Here is a 20,179-nt window from a genome sequence, read left to right as displayed (position 1 = left end):
CTTTCTGTTAATCATAATTCAATTGAAATCGAATTAAGGCGGAGTAGGCGCCTGCATTTAACCCCATGGTTGTTCTCACTGGAGTCACGTAATACGTTAACTGATTTTGCCCAGGTGATACTAAATGAGGCAAGCTATACTGCCCTAATGCAATGGGAGAGTGAGTTGCATCACTGAATTCTAATGCTATTCCTTTTGCTCCAATAACTGCCGCTAAAGATGGATTTTGTTTATCAGCTGGTGCTAAAAAACGGATTTTCATTGCAGGCATATCGGGGCTCCAAAGTAAGTCACCCAATTGGTTTCGATTACGGCTTTCCCCACTTAAACAATCTTCCAAACGTAACACGACAGCTATGGGGGGGCCTGATTGCCCGACTTGCTGAAGTTGCCCCGTCCCGATTGTACCTAGGTCGATTGTTTGATTTGCAGAAGTCATCGCTAATCGGCAAGCACTTTCAGTTAAAGCTCCGTGAACATATAGAGTGCCATTTGCCCCATCTACATCCCAATTATCCACTTTGTCCAATTCCGTGGCGTTAACAGTAGTGGCTAGTAACACTAGCAGCATCCCTCCTAACGCATGACGATATCGTTCTAATTCCAGTACTATATTCATGGTGATTTCTCCTACTCAAACACAGTAATTGCGATTGATATCGTCTCGTTTTAAGGTTTTTGTGAAGGGACGACATAACAACTCTGAGATTGACACTGGAAAGATAGTACCGGGCGCCCGCCGTAATCATTGATATAAGTTAAAACTGGCTTGTTACCCAATGCATCAGCTGCTCCACTTATCGTTTGACTACTTTTGGGGGCAATCATAATAGGTTCAAAGCCATCAACGGTTTTACCTTCTGTGCTCGGTGCTGCATCTACTATAGTGACGTAGTAAGGCGTTGGGTTGGTCACTGTATATTGGTTATCTTTGCGCGTTAATGTCAGCTTTTCTTGCCACGGGGTGTTCATTTGTTCACGTGTCGGAATAATCGTTTTCGGGCGATAGAACAATTTAATTCGTGTTTGTAATGCGAGTTGTAACGTGTTTGGCTTATCACTTTTAGGTGGGATCTCACGCAAGTTAAAGTAAAACACCGACTCTCTGTCTTGTGGTAACACAGCTGTACCAGGAAGTGATTGTATTTTCACCTGACTCTTAGCGCTAGGCTCTAGTCGCTGAACTGGGGGAAGAACTGTAAATGGTTCGCTGATCTTTTCCCCTTTTTCATTTTCAATCCACCCTTGCGCTAAATAAGGCAGTTGTTTATTTTCGTTACTGATGTTTAGGCTAATTGATTTATCATTTTCTGTAATAATAGCCCGTGTTCTATCTAGTGCTATTGCAGCTTGAACTGGAGATACTCCAATTATGCTGAGTATGCTTCCTAATAACCAAATAGAAGAATAGGGTAATACCGAGCCAAATAATTTATGGCATAATTTATTTGTCATTAATAATTTCATTATTTATTTTCTCATTCTGTAAAAGCAGTGTCTTTTATTTACGCTGCATTCATAAATATCGAACGAATAAAATTATTCATTCGCATTGATTTACTAGAAAAGTAGGTTGTCTTGAATTGACAATTTCATATTTGATGAAAAAAGTGCCTGTAATTGTATTGATATTTACTCAATTCATTTCCTCGAAGGTTGTGTTGATTGAGTTTTTATTACCAGCAGAGAGACACGGTAATAACCAGCTAGAAAACAATGCTTCTCCTGTTGGTAAAGTTTCCGGTAATGTCACTTCACATTGAGTTCTCTCATCCCAACGTATCTGCAAAATATCATTTGGGTTTAATCCAGTTAAATAGGCGCTTCCTTCATCACCAATCATTCCTATCTGTTGGCCTCGTCGATTAAATACCAAAGCACCAAACGGTGGGTAACTGTTATCAGCGAGCCGTAATATGGCCATGGCACTTGCACCAGCAACGACTTCAAATTGACGATAACCTATAGCACCTTCCGTTAATGTTCCTTGTTTAACCGATTGTGTTACTTGTGCATCATTGGGTAGGGCATTTAAGTCTACGCTCACTTGATTACGGTAATAGCTATTCACATCAGTTAAGATTGCTTGCCCAAAACGATTAGAGTCAACTGTTGCACCGTACCCTCGTAAGGGAATGCCAGCTATGCCATCAGTATCGACAAAAATACGTGTTCCCCCCATTTGGTTATTTCTGTGGAATACAACACCGTCTCGTATTGCGGTGATCCCACCTTGTAAAGACAGTCCAGCAGAGCGGTAGCGGTTTTGTTGATAAGTAGCATTTGCATTTAATGATGCAATATCACCTTGATGAGAATAAAAACCACTGACTAAAGCACCAGTACGAGAAATCCCTGTGCTTAGTTGGTAATTACTGCGCTCATCCAAACGGTCGTAATACCCGATCCTTTGAGTGTTATCATTTTTATTCCAACTACTATTCATATTGAGAGAACCAGAATTTCCCCATGGCACTGATAAAGAGACATATACCCCATCATCGTTCGTATTTTGATAACTATTACGATACGCCGTCAGGTTAATGCTTAAATTTTTTAGCTTATCCATGTCAAAATACTTGGCTATAGATAGGCTATAGCGGTCATTATCTGGCTGATCCCAATAGGTTTGGTGATAATAATTAAGATATGCACTTAATCCGACACTCGGAAATTGTTGGTTATATGAAACGGTATACATTTCTTTGCTGCTATATTGCTGAACCCCACTCATTTGCGCATTTAAGTACTCTGACATACTCATAAAACCTTTTTCCGCGAAACGATAACCTGCAAAGGTTACTTGGCTGTTATAAGCATCAAAGTGTTTTGAATAACTTAGACGGTATGAGTTGCCTTTATAGGTTTTATTTCCAACATCAGTCATTCCTTTTAAATTAGAGCGTGCATGTGTAATATCGAACGATAATGCTCCAAACATCATTAAATCACGTCCGATACCGAGTGCTGCAGAAGCATAATTTTCAGCGCCAATTGCGCCACCAAATAATGACCAACCGTTGTTGACTCCCCAAGAAAACTCACCGCTCGCAAAAGTTTCACCATTTACATGGTGTTGCCAATCAGTAGGACGTCCTACTGCTAACTTGTAACGTAATTGCCCCGGACGAGTTAGGTAAGGGACCGTAGCTGTATTTATTGTGAAAGTTTGGATTGAGCCATCTTGTTCTTTAACTTCAACATTTAATTCACCTGACATGGCATCATTTAAGTCCTGAATACGAAAGGGGCCAGCCGCAACTTGTGTTTGATAAATAATACGGCCTTGCTGGCTCACTATTACTGTCGCGTTACTAGTGGCAACCCCAGTAATTTCAGGAGCATACCCTCTTAAATTAGGAGGGAGCATATTAATATCGGTAATTAAACTCATTCCCGTAAATCGGAAGCTATCGAAAATATCTGACACCAGATAATCTTCACCTAAGGTTAATTTTGCACCCAAAGATTTAATGGCTCGGTAAATATAATAACGAGACCAATCTAACGAATGTGTTACGCTTTGGCTTTGTTGTTTATCTAATCGCATTTGCCAATCAGCACGAGCACGCCATGCGCCTAGGTTTACTCCAACTACGCCATTTCCACTGGTGTTGTAATTAGTTTGCTCGCCACCGCGTGTTTGCTGTGATACTTGTGTATTGACGTTATAATCAAAGACCATCCCTGATACGCCATCTTCCCAACGTGCAGGAGGGTCCCAATTTTCAGCGGTATATTCCAAATATGCTTGCGGCATATTGATATATAATGTTGAACTAGCTAAATCAGCTTTAACATCGGTTCCCTTTAAGCTATCAAGTGACAAACATTCTCCTTCATGCCACCATGACAGTTTGCTCATCACCTCGGGTTTCAGACCAAATTGTTCGACAATACTTGGCGTTAAGCACACTAAACTATCACCTTCATCTATAGGCGAGGTGTAGTAATAAATAGGTTGTTCTGGTAACGTCTGCTTATTCACATAAATAGCAAAACTATATTCACCTGGCATTAAATAACCGGATTTTGAAAACTGGCTCAAGTCAATGTTAGCTCGGTCGTTTACATCCAAAATATCGGTATTAAACTCAATCTCTTTCGCCTGCCCAGCAAAGCTTACTACCAGTGTAATACATAGCCCCACTACACTTGGATGAAACCACCCAAGTAACGGGGTGCGAATGAAATCCGAGGTCATTGCCCCACCTTCTCTTATTTTTATCTATGATGTTTATTTAATAACCGAAATGAACAACGACTTATGCGGTCTATTCGTAATCTAATTTAAAACGTATGTGGCTAGAGTATTGCCCTGCTATCAACGCATTTTTATTTGCTACTAACCGTAAATTGTATGACAGGTCGCGTTCACCAATTGAAAGTGTTTGGTGCGATAAACTTTTTCCTGGGATGGCAATTTCACCGTCTTCGCGTTGAATCTGTAGTCCAACACCGCTCGCCTGGCCATCTACTTGAAATAACCCTTGCGATTGTGAGCCGTCAAAGGTGACTTGAAAGTATTGCCAATTTGGCTTAGCGGGGTTTTGCCGAGCTAAAACACAATTAACTAAACGAATATGAAAAGTACGAGCAGGTCCTTGGCCATCTCTATGAATGGCGGCTAAAGGTAAACTTCCCATATCAATAGTTTGATTTCGGCTTCCAACATCAATAGAACAAGCTGTTTCAATAATAGAGCCTTGCATTTTGATGCTCGCTCCAGCATTCGCTGAAAAGGCCAAGACGATACAATGCAATCCAAATGTACCTTTGATAATTCTCATTTTATTTATCATGCGTACCTCTCACCGAATTTTAAAAGCCTGAGCGATATCCTTATCTCATCAGGCCATTTATTCGTTTACTCGTAGTTCAGTGTAAAGTCAGCTATAGAGCTAAATTCACCTGTTTTTGCTTTATCACCATCACCAATCAAATATGCGGCAAAACGTAGAGTGTTGCTGCCATTTTGGATTATTTGGAATGGAGAGGGTTTGCCCAGTGTGATTACTTGGCCAGCTGGGTTAGTAATTTGAACACCTGCTCCGGAAGCTGTACCGACAAGTCCTAATGTCTTATTTGTTGTATCAAATGCTGCAGCTGCACCACTGAAAGTCAATTGGACTCCACTTTTTAAGTTTTCGGATTTGCAGTTTTCTAATGAAACATCAAATGTACGTGGGGTTGATCTACCTCCGCCCATTAATGTTGAATCTGCAATTTGTCCTAACTCAATAGTTTGATCGATAGAATTAGGCGATATTGAACAAGGTGCTGTAATAATAGCTCCTTTAAATGTAACTTTACCGTGCCCCATATCAGCGGCTAATACAGAAGCGCTCATTGCACTCGATACTAAAACTGCAAAAATAACTTTATTCATATATTCCTCAGAGAATCATAATAAATATTTGATGTGTTTTTGTTTGAAAATGTTTAAAGCCACTTTAATTATTAAACTTAATAAAGTTACTTAATAAAAGTAGATGGTATCAGATGCCGTGATGCTTTTTCTTAAAGTTACCACGTCATCATAATTTGATTTGTTTATTTCAATAATAATGTTCTTGATTAAACTTTCAAATGAGATGTTTAAAGCTACTGAGATATTAAATAACATATCGACTGTTAGCTTATTGACACCTCTTTCATAGCGAGACATTTGCTGTTGTGAAATATTTAATTTTGTTGCTAATTGAGCTCCAGTAATACCAGTTTCTTTTCTTATTCTTTTTATTACAACTCCACAATAAGAAGAAAAACAATTGGCAGAATTCTCACTTGGAGCATCTTTATGTTCTTGTAAGTTCATACAACTATTTTCCAAAAGAAAACTACTAATTTAAATTAATAAATTAGTAACTTATTATTAATATTAGTTCTTTAATTAAAGAGAAAGCTAATAATATTCATCGTTGCCTTGATTTCCTACAATTATAAAGAGTGAGAAATTTAAAAGCAAACTCACTAATTTGAAGTTTTTAATGAATAACCATAAATTTACACTTTTTACAGTTTTTATAATTATATATAAATCAATGTGTTGTGATTTTCTGCGAGATGTGTGTTTTTTAATTTATCAAAAATTGATAAATCAATGACGATACAAAAAAGCAATTCTAAAGATAAAAACAGAATATTAACTCGATATTAACATTTTTTCATACTTTATCTTTATTTGTAACGTTTAAGTGCGTAAAAAGCAAAGAAAACACATAATATGAGTAATCAAAACGTGGTATATATAGTGAAAAATACTTAAATATCATGGGGTTTAGTTTAAGTAAAGAAAACTCTCATTGTGAGTGAAAAATAAATATTAACTAACATAATTACCAGATAATAATAAACGCATAGGTACTTAACATCACCAAATATCCTATGAGTAAACCGCTATGGTAATAATTTTCATTCAGTTTTTCCTCAATAAGTTGTTCATTGTTTTTTCTTGTTCAACTAATTCTTTTTAAGGTATATAAATCTGTATATACATCAGGAAATGACATTGACCTATTATGAAAAGTAGGTACTGTAATAAATGCTATCTTTACTAATAAAATAATTTAAATTCTTGTATAACAATGAGTTCAGAATTTATTATATAAAGTCAAATGGAAGGGTGTTAGTCAGTTATGTGATTTTTAATCAGCGTAGACTTATGTAAGTTGAACAAGGGTTATTAGGTTGGGCTATAGTTTTATTTACTATTTGAATAGTGGTGAAATAATAATTTTTTAAACTCAGTGAGTGATTAATATTTTTTGTGTTTTAGCAAACTATTAATAATGACTGAGTACTTTAAATATTAAATTTCCTTCTGTTTTAATAGCTTATTATTAATAATTAAATTTTTTGATGTGTTTGATGTGTTTGATGTGTTTGCTGTGATGGTAAGCGCACTGTGAATTTTATTTACTGAATATAGTATTTATTATTATATTTTAGATGATGTGATTTATTGAGGCTATTTAAATTTATTATATTTAAGTTAAATCAACCTAGGGTTAACAGGGAATAAAATAGGTTATCTAATAAAATAGGTGAGTGAAGTATAAGTTTATAGGGGCTTTTAGGGATTGAAAGGGCATTGGGGGGAATGGCAATTTAACTGGTAGGGAGTAAAGCTAGGTTAGTCTAGAGCAGTACATTTTGTGTATTTAATGAGAAATACTAAATACCTGCAATAGAAGAGTAAAATATACTAGCCGCATGCGTCGCAGTACTGTGGCGTTTCTGGAGTCCAGTCATTTAAACAAAAAGGCACCTTCTAAAATATAGAAGGTGCCTGTAAAAACACTGCATTAACCGACTAGGATTAGTTCATGCCGTATTTTTTCAGTTTCTTACGCAGAGTACCGCGGTTGATACCCATCATCAGGGCTGCACGGGTCTGGTTTCCACGGGTATATTGCATAACCATGTCCAACAAAGGCTGTTCTACCTCAGCCAATACCAGCTCATATAAATCGTTAACATCTTGATTATTTAATTGAGCAAAATAGTTCTTCAGTGCTTGCTTGACTGAATCACGTAACGGTTTTTGAGTTACTTGATCTTGTGAATTTACAGTAGCAACGGTTAGTACGTCAGAATTTACGCGTTGTTCGAACATAGTTCTGTCAGCTCTTATCTTTATTTACGCAAAAATTTTCAAAAAATGCTTCCAACACCTCCAGCTGTTCGCTGGCATCCTCAATGGTGTTGAATGAGCGCCGAAACTGGTCATCAGGTGCATGTTCCTTTAAGTACCAAGAAACATGTTTGCGCGCTATACGGGCTCCTTTGCCTTGACCATAAAAGTCGTGCAATTCCTGTACATGCGCTAGCATAATGCGTTGTACCTCTGCCATTGGCATCGGTGGCAATATTTCACCTGTGTCCAGATAATGCTGGATTTCCCGGAAGATCCATGGTCTTCCCTGAGCCGCTCGTCCTACCATCAAGGCATCAGCCTCTGTGTAGTCCAAAACAGCCCTGGCTTTTAGCGGGTCAGTAATGTCGCCATTGGCAATAACCGGAATGGTAACAGTCTGCTTAACTGCCCGAATATTGTCATATTCAGCTTCCCCATTAAACAGACAGGCTCTAGTTCTGCCGTGAATGGTGAGTGCTTGAATGCCGCAATCTTCGGCCAATTTGGCAATTTCTATGCAGTTTCGCTCTTCAGGTGACCAACCTGTGCGGATCTTAAGAGTAACAGGTACATCCACTGCTTTTACGACACCTTCTAGAATCGACTTAACGATTTCTGGATAACGTAGCAGTGCAGAACCTGCAAGCTTACGATTCACTTTTTTAGCTGGACAGCCCATATTGATATCGATAATTTGAGCGCCACTCTCAACATTAATTTGAGCAGCAGCAGCCATCTCATCGGGATCATTGCCAGCTATTTGAACGGAACGTACCCCAAGTTCATCACGATGAACCATTCTGAGCCTAGATTTGTCTGTCTTCCAAACCTGAGGGTTAGAAGAAAGCATTTCTGATACCGTCATACCTGCGCCCATGTCATAACAGAGTGACCTAAAAGGTTTATCTGTAATGCCAGCCATTGGGGCAGCAATAAGACAGTTTCTCAACTGATATTGTCCGATTCGCATAACTAAATGGGGGCCATACTGTGACTGCAAGGGCGCGTATATTACGCATTTTTTACGAGATATGAAAGGACAAACTTTGAGCAAACGGTTATTTATCACTAATTTTTTTATCTTGCATTCTAGCAACTAAAAAATTAGTTATATTTAACAAATAGTTAAGCGTACTCGATAACGATTTATTAAAATAACTGTTGCGTTGTTCAAATCTCGTGCAGAACAGATTATCACCAGCTATTGAGCAATATTTGAGCTATAAGATAATCTATTCTGGCGTTATTTTCAAAGGAATTATTCCCTAATTTTGATAAAAAAAGCCATCAAAAGTGCTTGACACCGGTAATACGGCACCACTCATCTTTTTCAGCCACAGGGTCAATTTCAAACATGGGTCGATAAGCATCAGCAACCCCTTCTGCTTGAGTGGCTAATACCCCAGAAAGACCCAGTAAACCACCTGCACGAGGCAATACGCTTATCATTGGGGCTAATTCACGTAGAGGGCCAGCAAGGATGTTAGCAACTACGACATCAGCTTGTAGCGCTTCCGGTTGGTCTTTCGATAAGTAGAGAGATAAACGCTCGGAGACGCCGTTACGTTGCGCATTATCGCGACTTGCAGTAATAGCTTGAGGGTCGATATCGATACCAATGGCATGAGCGGCACCTAGTTTCAATGCTGCGATCGCCAAAATGCCCGAACCGCATCCGAAGTCGATTACCGTTTTCCCTTCGAGATCAAGGCTATCTAACCATTGAAGACACAGTGATGTTGTTGGGTGAGTCCCTGTTCCGAAGGCTAAGCCTGGGTCTAACATGACATTAACGGCAGTTGGGTCCGGAACATCGCGCCAACTTGGGCAGATCCATAAACGCTCACCAAAGCGCATTGGGTGGAAGTTATCCATCCATTCTCTTTCCCAGTCTTTATCTTCTAATTGTTCGATTTTATGAATGAACCCAGTTCCAAGAAGAGGGCTATTTTCCAATTGAGAAACCACCCATTTCATGTCGGTTTCTGCATCATATAAACCAATGACGTCAGTATCACCCCAAAGACGAGTTTCTCCAGGTAGGGGCTCAAAAACAGGGGTATCATGGCTATCTTGAAAAGTGACGGATACCGCCCCAGTTTCGATGAGTTCATCGCCAAGAGCTTCTGCTTGTGGACCTGTTGAGTTGATGCGGATCTGTATCCAAGGCATATTTATCTCTTATGTTAAAATCTAATTTGTTGATGTCTTAATTGTGGGCAATTGTACTGGATTTTTGCCAAAAAAGTTACCTATCAAGAAGGCTATGAGGCTGAAAATTAGCGATGGAACGATAGCGTGAAAGCCCATAAGTTCTATCTTAAAGGAAGCAAAAATGGCATAACATACGCCACCGACAACCATACCGCAAATTGCCCCTGTACCATTGGCTTTTTCCCAATATAGCCCAAGAACTAATGGCCACAAGAAAACCGCTTCAAGACCACCAAACGCTAATAAATTCAGCCAAATAATCATTTGAGGTGGGTTCCACGCAGCGATCAAAAGCAAAGCCCCTAAGATCAAACTAGAACAGCTAGAGATCCGAGCCAGTTTTTTCTCATTTTTAATTTGCGTGGGCACTGCATTGAGGTAAATATCTTTTACGATAGTGGCTGAGGACTGCAAGAGCTGAGCATTAATAGTCGACATAATTGCCGCCATCGGTGCTGCTAAGAAAATCCCAGCGGCAAATGGAGGAAGGACTTGTACCATCAATGTTGGTATCACTTGGTCAGGGATGGTCAGATCAGGCAAAATTGCGCGCCCTAATGCACCCGCAAAGTGCATACCAAACATCAATATTGCCATCACGATAGTGCCTAAAATAATTCCTCGGTGAACAGCTTTGCTGTCCTTGTATGAAATACAACGCACCGCGGTGTGGGGTAAACCAATCACGCCAAAACAGACTAGAACCCAAAAAGAAGCTAAGAAAGGCCCACTCAGAATATCGTCAGCCCCTTCGGGCGACACTAATTTAGGGTCAATGGCATGCATTTTTTCGATGGCTGTAGGGAGCCCACCAGCATGGTAAATGATGGCAACAAGTAGGATCACTGTCCCGATAAGCATGACTAGCCCTTGCAATGCATCATTCAATACGCTGGCTCTGAAGCCACCAATAGCTGTATAGAGGGCGATAGATACCCCAAAAATTATCAAACCATAGGTATATGGGATACCAGCTGCTGTTTCTAATAGCCTTGCGCCGCCAATAAATTGCACTGTCATGGCGCCAAAAAAAGCAATGAGTAGGCTAACACTTGCAAACCAAACTAAGAAGCGGCTTTGATAGCGAGCGTAGAGCATATCGTTAAGGGTCACTGCATTATAGCGGCGCGCTAAAATAGCAAATTTCTTACCCAGTACGCCAAGGGAAAGCCAGATTGCCGGTAGCTGGATCATCGCTAAAAGTACCCAACCTAGACCATATTTATAGGCGGCTCCAGGGCCTCCAATAAATGAACTCGCACTGATATAGGTTGCGGTAATTGTCATTGCAAGGACAAAACCGCCCATGGAACGATTACCTAAGAAATACTCATTCAGAAATTCGCCTGTTTTCCGCTTTTTATAGGCATAAATTGATAACAGAAAGACGAGGGCAAGGTAACCGATTAATGGTAGGAGAACTTCAATCTGCATCATTCTCCTCCAGAGAGATATCTTTGAATATGAGCTTAACCATCATAATACACAGTAGAATAAAGATGACGGGCAAAATTAGGCATGACCATTCAAACCATAATGGTAACCCAGTAACTCCCATCGTATTGCTAGGAAGGTATGCACAAATAACCCAGCCTATCATATAGGCTATCGTTAAATAGAGTGACCAACGGGCCTCTTTATTTGATTGAAGAAAACGTTTGTCCATCCGTTATTCCTCCTCATTCTCACAAAAATAATCGGGGATTGTACGATAATCTGGGAGTGGAGTGTGAAAAATTCAGAGAAAAGCGATTAAAGGCAGTGATTTATTTAAGATGAACTTAGTTAAATATTGAGAGATAAAGTCAAATTAAGTAGATAAAATCTTAATAACCAGCATAAAAGACATAAAAATAAGGGTGTATGACGCAAAAAATAAGAATATAGAATTGTTTATTTTTAATCCTATTTTAGGGGAGGTAGATGCATTATGTCTTTTGAATGTAATGATCAAAAATAATAATGCGCCAGCCGCAGCTGCGGTTAGCATTAGGTATGAATGATTGAGTAACCCAGAACGCAGAAATAGCAATATATTTAGTGCTAAAACGAGTAGCGTTCGGCTCCAAGCTTGCTGTGTTCTTTCTGGTTGTAGTCCGGGGTCTCGCATTGCACTGCACTGCCTATAGTAAAATATATAAGAGTGCGAAAGAGGCTGCGGTCATGATAAACAATGTAATTAACAATAAAAAAGAAGTGTATTGAAGGGGTTTATCTTGCCGCATTGCTAATTCGTTTTGTTTCCAGCGATACAATGCCATCGCCGCAGTCAGCCCACCCGCCACAGCGAGCACTAATGCCAGTGCCATTTTTATCCATGGAAATTCGATAGATTGAAATAGTTGTTCGATGGCAATTGCACCAGCTAAAAAAGCCAACGCTGTTCTAATCCAGGCTAAAAATGTTCTTTCGTTAGCTAATGTGAATCGGTAATCCGGCGCTTTCCCAAGTATTTTCCAGTTTTCTTTTTTTATCGTCATTGGAATTCCTATCTTTTTTAGAAAAAGTGAGAAGAAAATCACAAAACATTAATGTAAGTGTGGGCTTTCTTTTTCTGATGATATATTAATCTAAATGTTATAACAATATAACAAAGCATTTTACCTTACTATACCGTAAGAGAGGATCTATGGATCTCGATAAAATATCAAAAAAAATTATAGAATTATCAGGCGGTTCTGAAAATTTCATTCACGTCACAAATTGTATGACTCGAGTGAGAATGACATTAAAAAATGAAGAAAAGGCGGATATTGCAGGTTTGAAAGCACTACCTGGCGTGCTAGGAGTGGTGAGTGATGAAACATTGCAAGTGATTGTAGGACCGGGAAAATGTAACAATATTGCTGACGCAATTAATCAACTACTATCTAACGGGGACTCTGAAAGCACTGTATTGCAGGATGATAAACCTGAAAGCGATGTATTAGCTAAAGCTGAAATCGCTAGAAATAAAGCAAAGAAAAAAACGCCAGTTAAAGCCGTGCTAAGAAGTATAGCGAATATTTTTGTTCCATTATTACCCGGCTTAATTGCTGCTGGTACTTTAATGGGGATCAATAACATTATTGTTAACTCGGCACATGCCGAGGCGCTAGCTCAGGGAATTCAAGCAACCGCTAATATGTCAGCAGCCCAAGTGGTTTTGCAACAACAAGGGTTGTTAGAAATAAGTACTATTATGGGGATTATTGCGAGTGGCTTGTTTAGCTTACTAGCTGTATTCACCGGTATTTTTGCTGCTAAAGAGTTTAAGGGAACTGAAATCTTAGGGGGGATTTTAGGGGCAATTACGATTGCGCCTCAAGTTGCTATTTTGGGACTAACTCCGGGACAAGGTGGGTTAATTGGGGTTATTTTTGCGGTTTGGATTAGCTGTTGGTTAGAAAAGCGGTTACGCCGCTATATCCCGAGTATGATAGATGTTATTGCAACCCCAACGTTGACAATCATCATTATGACTGCGCTTTTGCTATTTGGTATTATGCCAGTAGCTGGCGTTGTATCTAATGGTATTTTAGGCTCATTGTCCGGAATTTTACAGCATGGTGGCTTAGCGGCTGGTTTTATCTTATCTTCTTTATTCCCATTTTTAATTTCTCTTGGTTTACACCAAGGGTTAATTCCTATCCATTTAGAATTAATTCAAGCAACAGGAAGTTCGCAGTTATTTGCGATTCAAATCATGAGTAATTCCGGTATGGTCGGCGCTGCAATTGCCGTCTTGATAATGACAAAAGATCCGGTAATGAAACGTGTCGCTAAAGGGGCTATCCCGACCAGTATTTTAGCCGTAGGTGAACCGACTATCTTTGGGGTAAACATCCCAGCAGGCTTTGCATTTATCACAGGATCGATAGGTGCTGGTTTTGGGGGAATGATGATCGTCTTATTGGATGTAACAGCCAATGGGGTCGGAGCCGCAGGGCTATCCGCACTACCACTGATAGCGGATGGTAAATATCTCCAATACATTTTTAGTTGGTTAGTCGGTGCGAGTATTGCTTTCGTATTGACTTATGTTGTTGGACGTATCAGAAAGTACCAGTAAAAAGGAAATAACAATGAAAGCTGTAATGTTAATGTTTGATTCATTGAATAAACATATGTTGTCGGCTTATGGCTGCCAAACAACCATTACTCCTAATTTTGAGCGATTACGTAAACGCGCACTGAAGTTTGATAATTTTTATGTTGGCAGTATGCCTTGTATGCCTGCAAGGAGAGAATTGCATACCGGGAGATATAATTTCCTTCATCGTAGCTGGGGCCCGATTGAGCCATTTGATGAGTCGATGCCTGAAATACTGAAAAAACAAGGTATTCATACTCATTTAGTTACGGATCACAAACATTACTGGCGAGATGGCGGTGCAACCTACCACTCGCGTTTCTCAACATATGAATTTATTCGGGGGCAAGAGGGGGATAACTGGAAAGGTGTTGTGAATAAGCCAGTTGTTCATTATGAATCAGGTGAACCTGATGAAAATAAACAGCGTAAAATAGCCAGTCGTACCCAGCACCTGATTAATCAGCAATATATGCAGGATGAAAAAGATCATCCACTGGTACAAACAATTAGTCACGGTATTGAATTTATTGAAACTAATCACTCGGATGATAATTGGTTTTTACAGCTCGAGTGTTTTGATCCTCATGAACCGTTTTATGTACCTGAAAAATACCTACAACTTTATGGTTTATCCAATGCTCATTTTGATGGCTGGCCGCCGTATTATTTTGTCACTGAGGATGAGTCTAGGCAAAAAGTGATCCGTGGTTTTTATCAAGCACTAGTAACGATGGTCGATGCATATGTTGGTCAGGTTCTTGATATATTTGATAAATACAATTTATGGGAAGATACGCTATTAATTGTAAATACGGATCACGGTTTCTTATTAGGTGAACATGATTGGTGGGGGAAAAATATCATGCCACTTTATAACGAAATCGCGAATACACCATTTTTTATTTGCCACCCTGATTTGGATACCAATGGGGTATCAAGGCAGATGTTGGCTCAAACTATTGATATACCGGCTACGTTACTTGATTATTTTAATGCACCAATCCCTAAAAATATGCAAGGAAAAAGCATATTAGCTGGGCTTGCTAAAGATGAACCTATTCGCGAATATGCGCTGTTTGGCTACCATGGCTGTCAGATTAATATCACAGATGGTGAGTATGTTTATATGCGCTCTCCTGTTGTTCAAGGAACCGAGGGGCTTCATGATTATACTTTGATGCCAACACGTATAAACCGGCGGTTTACGCCTAAAGAGTTACAAGGAACAGAGTTATATGAGGGGTTTGATTTCACACAAGGTTGCTCAGTATTAAAAATCCCTGCAACGAGTGTGATGACAACAGACTCAGACCGTTTTGGACATCGCTTATACCATGTTAAGCAAGACCCGGCACAAACGTCACCAATCCTCAATGTGGCAATAGAACAGCGTTTACTCGAAAATATTCGTTTAATGATGTTACAAAATGATGCTCCTGAAGAGTTGTATGCTCGTTATGGTTTATCGAAAGAGCAACCAGTTTCCCTTGAGCAAATTGAACAAGAGCATAAGCAGGCTGGGGCAGCGAAAACTGCATTTGACCAATATCCGCTCACGCAGGAAGTTAAATATGGTGCGATGTCATTATTACAATATATCGAAACCCGTCATTTAAAGACGATAAAGGACAGGTTTATCAAACAATTAGAAGGTGGGTTAACACAAAAACAGCTAGTTGATTTCATTATTGATAATTTTCCAGTAGAAAACCATAATGAGCTTTTATACCGGGTAGCTCTGGAAATGCGATTAAAATAAATAAGAGCATTACCCGGTGGGCTAACATCGGGTAATTGTGATTAATATATGAAAAAACAACTAGATTATAGTACGCATTCAAAACCGTTATACGCGCAAGTGTATGATATTTTAGTCGATAAGCTAAATAAAGGTGAATATAGGAAAAACGATACTTTTCCGACAGAAGCTGAATTTCAAGAAATGTTTGGGATCAGCAGGATCACGGCAAGAAGGGCACTTTCGGAATTAGAAAAAGAAGGGTATGTAAAACGATCTCGAGGGGTTGGCACTCTCGTTATTCGAAATTCTAAAAAAGCCTATGCAACAATCCATACCCAAGTATTGGGGGCTGCAACACAAAGAGTAAAACGTAATATTATTTCGATAAACAAAGTTGCGGCAAATAAAGATATCAGTGAAATTATGAAATTGCCGGAAGGCTCAGTCCTGACCAAAGTGGAAAGGGTTATTACAAAAGGAAATAAACCGATTCAATACAATTGTTTTTATTTTCCACCTTGTATTGAAAGCATTACAGCAGAGGATTTAGAAGAGTCTATTTATCTTTTTTTAGAATCCAAAGGGCTAAATTCAAACCATTATACTGAAAAATTATCAGCACTTGTTCCAACAAAACAAGAAATGGAATTATTAGATATCGATGAGAAAACCCCCATATTTTCTCGTTGCCGTATTGACTACAACAAAGATAATGAAGCCATTTTATATATGGAAGGTAGTTATTTAAGCAACTATTACGAGTATAAAGTGAATGGCAGCTAAGATGTCCGTTGCCAAAACTTAAGAGGTTACTATGAAAAAAGCGTTTCACATAATGGCTAAGCCAACAAGTTATCAGTGCAATTTAAAGTGTGATTACTGCTTTTATCTAGAAAAAGAACACCAAACTGATTTTAATAGTAAAAAATTAAAATGTATGGACGACAATACATTACGTGAATATATTCGTCAGTACATTGAATTATCACCAAGCCATGAAATTGATTTTACTTGGCAAGGGGGTGAACCGTTAATGGCGGGGATGGATTTTTTCCAACGAGTGATCCAATACCAAAAGCGGTATGGAAAAGGAAAGCAAATCTACAATAGCATACAAACAAATGGGGTATTGTTAACCGCTGAATGGGCTAAGTTTTTAAAAGAACATCATTTCTTAGTCGGAATTTCCCTTGATGGCCCACAATGGCTACATGATATTTATCGAAAATCCAATTCAGGTAATTCGGTTTTTGATAAAGTTATCAATGCAATTCGCCTACTCAAAGAGTATCAAATTGATTTTAATATTTTGACGGTGATTAATAATGAGACGGCAAAATATCCAGAAGAAATCTACCGTTTTATTACCGAAGAACTTCAAGCTAATTACTTGCAGTTTATTCCTGTTGTCGAATATGAAATGAACAATAGTAAATTTCAACATTTGAGCTACCCACAAGAAGCGGGAGAGAAAACGCTAACCTCATGGTCAATAACAGGGAAGCAATACGGCGATTTTATTAATAAAGTCTTTGATATTTGGGTAAGAAAAGATGTTGGGAAGGTCTTTGTCCAGTTGTTTGATAACTCGCTTGCGGCTTGGTCTGGTGATATGCCTAGTTTTTGTGTTATGCAGCCGGCGTGTGGATACGGTTTAGTGGCTGAGCAAAATGGGGATATTTATAGTTGCGACCATTTTGTCTATCCCGAATTTAAACTGGGTAATTTATTAAGTAAGCCTCTCAATAAGCTAGTTTATAGTAAGCAGCAGCAACGTTTTGGCCAACAAAAACTCAACCTTTCTTCACTGTGCCAAAAATGTGAATTTAAGTTTGCTTGTCATGGGGGATGCCCAAAGCATAGGACAGAAAAAGTTGAGAATAAATGGCATAATCATTTATGTGAGGGCTATAAGGCAATTTTTAGCCACATTGACCCCTATATGCAATATATGGCGAATGAGCTACGTTTCCGTCGCCCCCCAGCCTCGGTGATGGATAATTTACACTTATTCCAGCGTGCTGCACCTATCGAAAATACAATCCCAATTCGCCATATTAATTAAATTCAATAAAAAATACCGCGCAGCTGAGCTTCGCGGTATTTTTTGACGATAAATAAAACGGGCTATTTCAAAAAATTATTCAGAAATACCCAGTTTTTTCTCCAGATAGTGGATATTAGTCCCACCTTTTTGGAAGTTTTCATCATTCATAATCATCTGGTGCAATTCAATATTGGTTTTAATACCATCGACGATCAGCTCGTTTAATGCATTTTTCATACGAGAAATGGCAATTTCACGAGTTTCACCGTAAGTAATTAATTTACCAATCATTGAGTCGTAATAAGGAGGTACAGTATAACCTGCGTAAATATGCGACTCCCAACGCACACCAAAACCACCAGGAGAGTGGAAACGGGTGATTTTACCTGGACTTGGAATGAATGTATTCGGGTCTTCAGCGTTAATACGGCACTCAACAGCATGACCGTGAACAATAATGTCTTCTTGTTTTACAGATAGCGGTAAACCAGATGCGACACGTAACTGTTCTTTAATTAAGTCGACACCAGTAATCATTTCAGTAACTGGATGTTCAACTTGAATACGGGTATTCATCTCGATGAAATAGAATTCACCGTTTTCGAATAAGAATTCGAAGGTACCCGCACCGCGATAACCAATTTCAATACATGCATTTGCACAGCGCTCACCGATATTACGGCGAATTTCAGGCGTGATACCTGGTGCTGGAGCTTCTTCTACCACTTTTTGGTGACGGCGTTGCATTGAACAATCACGCTCTGCTAAGTAAACAGCGTGACCCTGACCATCCGCCATCACTTGAATTTCAATATGACGTGGGTTTTCAAGGAATTTTTCCATGTAAACCATGTCATTATTGAATGCAGATTTGGCTTCTGCGCGTGTGAGGTTAATCGATGATTCTAAATCTTTTTCGTTACGAACCACACGCATACCACGACCACCACCACCACCTGATGCTTTGATGATTACAGGGTAGCCAATACGTTTTGCGATGGATTTATTCTTTTCTGCATCATTGCCTAGCGGGCCATCTGAACCCGGAACGCAAGGAACACCTGCTTTTTTCATCGCGTTAATAGCAGAAACTTTGTCGCCCATTAGGCGGATGGTTTCAGCTTTTGGACCGATAAAAATAAAGCCTGAGTTTTCAACTTGTTCTGCGAAATCAGCGTTTTCAGCCAAGAAACCATATCCCGGATGGATCGCTTGCGCGCCTGAAATTTCCGCTGCTGAAATAATCGCAGGGATATTTAAGTAACTTTTCGCGGATGCTGCAGGACCGATACAAATGGTTTCATCAGCCAGCAACACGTGTTTTAGATCGCTATCAGCCGTTGAGTGAACCGCTACAGTTTTGATGCCAAGTTCTTTACAGGCACGCAAAATACGTAGTGCGATTTCCCCACGGTTAGCGATAACAATTTTTTCCAGCATGGAGACGCCTCGTTATTCGATAACAACTAGTGGCTCGTCAAATTCTACTGCATCACCGTTTTGCAGCAGAATAGCTTTAACTACGCCTGCTTTATCTGCTTCTATTTGGTTCATCATTTTCATCGCTTCAACGATGCAAAGAGGATCACCAACGCTGACAGTTTGGCCAACTTCAACAAACGGTTTTGCTTCTGGGCTTGGTGCACGGTAGAAAGTCCCTACCATTGGTGAACGGACTTGGTGACCTGCAACTGCAGCTGGAGCCGCTGGTGCAGCCATTGCTTCTGATGGAGCAACAGCATTTGCTAATGCAGGCTGTTGTGCGACAGGTGCTGAGTAATATTGTTGCGGTGCTGCCATAGCCTGAGAAGCGGCAGAAATGCGGCTGATACGTACTGACTCTTCACCTTCAGAAATTTCCAGTTCAGAAATGCCAGACTCTTCGACCAGCTCGATCAGCTTTTTAATTTTACGAATATCCATGGATATGATTCCGTACTCTTATATTTGGATTGAATTAATTAGACGCACACGGTTAACTGCAGCCTGCAAAGCAAAACTGTAGCCATCCGCGCCTAGACCACAAATTACACCGACAGCTTGGTCGGATAAATAAGAATGTTGGCGAAATGGTTCTCTGGCATGCACATTCGAGATATGGATCTCGATAAATGGAAGACAAACTGCCAGTAACGCATCACGCAGAGCTACACTGGTATGTGTGAATGCAGCCGGGTTGATTAGAATAAAATCAACATCATTGCGGGAAGCATGAATTTTATCGATTAACTCATGTTCTGCATTTGACTGAAAATGGCTCAATTTTACCCCTAACTCATTGGCTTCCTGCGTCAGTTTGGAAACAATGTCTGATAGGGTTTTGCTGCCATAGGTACCTGGCTCACGCGTTCCTAGCAGGTTCAGGTTTGGCCCATTCAGGAGCAAAATGTGAATATCTTCTGTCATTATGCTGCTAACTCCGACGATATATCAATAGCCCGACAACATAACCCGATGTTGAGG

20 protein-coding genes are annotated in these 20,179 nt (G+C 39.6%); 4 read left to right on the top strand and 16 right to left on the bottom strand.

The features are described from left to right. Nucleotides 1-7 precede the first annotated feature (7 nt). The 13 genes from ACHB7C_RS05395 to ACHB7C_RS05335 form a co-directional block, all read right to left on the bottom strand. Complete coding sequence (locus ACHB7C_RS05395) at nt 8-619, bottom strand: fimbrial protein (RefSeq protein ID WP_129466439.1); 612 nt, start codon at nt 617-619, stop codon at nt 8-10. A gap of 50 nt (nt 620-669) precedes the next feature. Further along, complete coding sequence (locus tag ACHB7C_RS05390; RefSeq protein WP_042846414.1) at nt 670-1,455, bottom strand: fimbria/pilus periplasmic chaperone; 786 nt, start codon at nt 1,453-1,455, stop codon at nt 670-672. A 181-nt stretch (nt 1,456-1,636) separates the two neighbouring features. Beyond that, nucleotides 1,637-4,204 carry an outer membrane usher protein gene (locus ACHB7C_RS05385; protein WP_198860920.1) on the bottom strand — a complete coding sequence of 856 codons (2,568 nt, stop codon included), beginning with the start codon at nt 4,202-4,204 and terminating at the stop codon, nt 1,637-1,639. Between the two features lie 70 nt (nt 4,205-4,274). Continuing rightward, nucleotides 4,275-4,802, bottom strand: coding sequence for a fimbrial protein (locus ACHB7C_RS05380; protein ID WP_155405707.1), 528 nt, complete (start codon nt 4,800-4,802; stop codon nt 4,275-4,277). A 65-nt stretch (nt 4,803-4,867) separates the two neighbouring features. Continuing rightward, entirely contained in the window at nt 4,868-5,389 is a 522-nt protein-coding gene (locus ACHB7C_RS05375) for a fimbrial protein (protein WP_042846276.1), read from the bottom strand. Between the two features lie 90 nt (nt 5,390-5,479). Beyond that, nucleotides 5,480-5,818: a helix-turn-helix domain-containing protein gene (locus ACHB7C_RS05370; protein WP_042846274.1), complete on the bottom strand. Its 339-nt coding sequence runs from the start codon at nt 5,816-5,818 to the stop codon at nt 5,480-5,482. Between the two features lie 1,503 nt (nt 5,819-7,321). Next, entirely contained in the window at nt 7,322-7,618 is a 297-nt protein-coding gene (gene fis, locus ACHB7C_RS05365) for a DNA-binding transcriptional regulator Fis (RefSeq protein WP_004258438.1), read from the bottom strand. 7 nt (nt 7,619-7,625) lie between these two features. Beyond that, nucleotides 7,626-8,609 carry a tRNA dihydrouridine synthase DusB gene (gene dusB / locus ACHB7C_RS05360; protein ID WP_395346654.1) on the bottom strand — a complete coding sequence of 328 codons (984 nt, stop codon included), beginning with the start codon at nt 8,607-8,609 and terminating at the stop codon, nt 7,626-7,628. A 317-nt stretch (nt 8,610-8,926) separates the two neighbouring features. Beyond that, entirely contained in the window at nt 8,927-9,811 is an 885-nt protein-coding gene (gene prmA / locus ACHB7C_RS05355) for a 50S ribosomal protein L11 methyltransferase (protein WP_042846272.1), read from the bottom strand. A 21-nt stretch (nt 9,812-9,832) separates the two neighbouring features. Next, nucleotides 9,833-11,287 carry a sodium/pantothenate symporter gene (gene panF / locus ACHB7C_RS05350; RefSeq protein ID WP_042846270.1) on the bottom strand — a complete coding sequence of 485 codons (1,455 nt, stop codon included), beginning with the start codon at nt 11,285-11,287 and terminating at the stop codon, nt 9,833-9,835. Continuing rightward, nucleotides 11,277-11,519 carry a YhdT family protein gene (locus ACHB7C_RS05345; protein ID WP_042846269.1) on the bottom strand — a complete coding sequence of 81 codons (243 nt, stop codon included), beginning with the start codon at nt 11,517-11,519 and terminating at the stop codon, nt 11,277-11,279. The genes panF and ACHB7C_RS05345 overlap by 11 nt, the downstream gene beginning before the upstream one ends. Before the next feature lie 144 nt (nt 11,520-11,663). Next, nucleotides 11,664-11,963: a DUF202 domain-containing protein gene (locus tag ACHB7C_RS05340; RefSeq protein WP_042846268.1), complete on the bottom strand. Its 300-nt coding sequence runs from the start codon at nt 11,961-11,963 to the stop codon at nt 11,664-11,666. A gap of 13 nt (nt 11,964-11,976) precedes the next feature. Beyond that, nucleotides 11,977-12,333 carry a YidH family protein gene (locus tag ACHB7C_RS05335; RefSeq protein WP_042846266.1) on the bottom strand — a complete coding sequence of 119 codons (357 nt, stop codon included), beginning with the start codon at nt 12,331-12,333 and terminating at the stop codon, nt 11,977-11,979. Nucleotides 12,334-12,482: 149 nt separating this feature from the next. Here ACHB7C_RS05335 and ACHB7C_RS05330 point away from each other — a divergent pair, with 149 nt between their 5' ends. The 4 genes from ACHB7C_RS05330 to ACHB7C_RS05315 are packed head-to-tail and all read left to right on the top strand — an operon-like array spanning nt 12,483 to nt 17,734. Then, nucleotides 12,483-13,904 (top strand): PTS transporter subunit EIIC, encoded by a 1,422-nt coding sequence (locus tag ACHB7C_RS05330; protein ID WP_042846264.1) that lies wholly within the window; start codon nt 12,483-12,485, stop codon nt 13,902-13,904. A 13-nt stretch (nt 13,905-13,917) separates the two neighbouring features. After that, on the top strand, nt 13,918-15,687 hold the full coding sequence (locus tag ACHB7C_RS05325; RefSeq protein WP_042846263.1) for a sulfatase: 1,770 nt from the start codon (nt 13,918-13,920) through the stop codon (nt 15,685-15,687). A 48-nt stretch (nt 15,688-15,735) separates the two neighbouring features. Beyond that, entirely contained in the window at nt 15,736-16,452 is a 717-nt protein-coding gene (locus ACHB7C_RS05320; RefSeq protein WP_048606178.1) for a GntR family transcriptional regulator, read from the top strand. A gap of 31 nt (nt 16,453-16,483) precedes the next feature. Continuing rightward, on the top strand, nt 16,484-17,734 hold the full coding sequence (locus tag ACHB7C_RS05315; protein ID WP_129466436.1) for an anaerobic sulfatase maturase: 1,251 nt from the start codon (nt 16,484-16,486) through the stop codon (nt 17,732-17,734). A gap of 75 nt (nt 17,735-17,809) precedes the next feature. On the opposite strand, the gene accC is transcribed toward ACHB7C_RS05315, so the two are convergent. From accC to aroQ, 3 genes are read right to left on the bottom strand one after another with little or no spacing between them, the layout of a single operon-like run. Beyond that, complete coding sequence (gene accC / locus ACHB7C_RS05310) at nt 17,810-19,156, bottom strand: acetyl-CoA carboxylase biotin carboxylase subunit (protein ID WP_042846261.1); 1,347 nt, start codon at nt 19,154-19,156, stop codon at nt 17,810-17,812. A 12-nt stretch (nt 19,157-19,168) separates the two neighbouring features. After that, nucleotides 19,169-19,639, bottom strand: coding sequence for an acetyl-CoA carboxylase biotin carboxyl carrier protein (accB, locus tag ACHB7C_RS05305; RefSeq protein WP_129466435.1), 471 nt, complete (start codon nt 19,637-19,639; stop codon nt 19,169-19,171). Nucleotides 19,640-19,657: 18 nt separating this feature from the next. After that, on the bottom strand, nt 19,658-20,122 hold the full coding sequence (gene aroQ / locus ACHB7C_RS05300; protein ID WP_042846258.1) for a type II 3-dehydroquinate dehydratase: 465 nt from the start codon (nt 20,120-20,122) through the stop codon (nt 19,658-19,660). Nucleotides 20,123-20,179 lie beyond the last annotated feature (57 nt).

This window comes from Providencia sp. 2024EL-00732, from assembly GCF_044006275.1.
Classification (GTDB): Bacteria; Pseudomonadota; Gammaproteobacteria; order Enterobacterales; family Enterobacteriaceae; genus Providencia; species Providencia huashanensis.
This window is presented reverse-complemented; position numbering and strand designations above follow the sequence as displayed.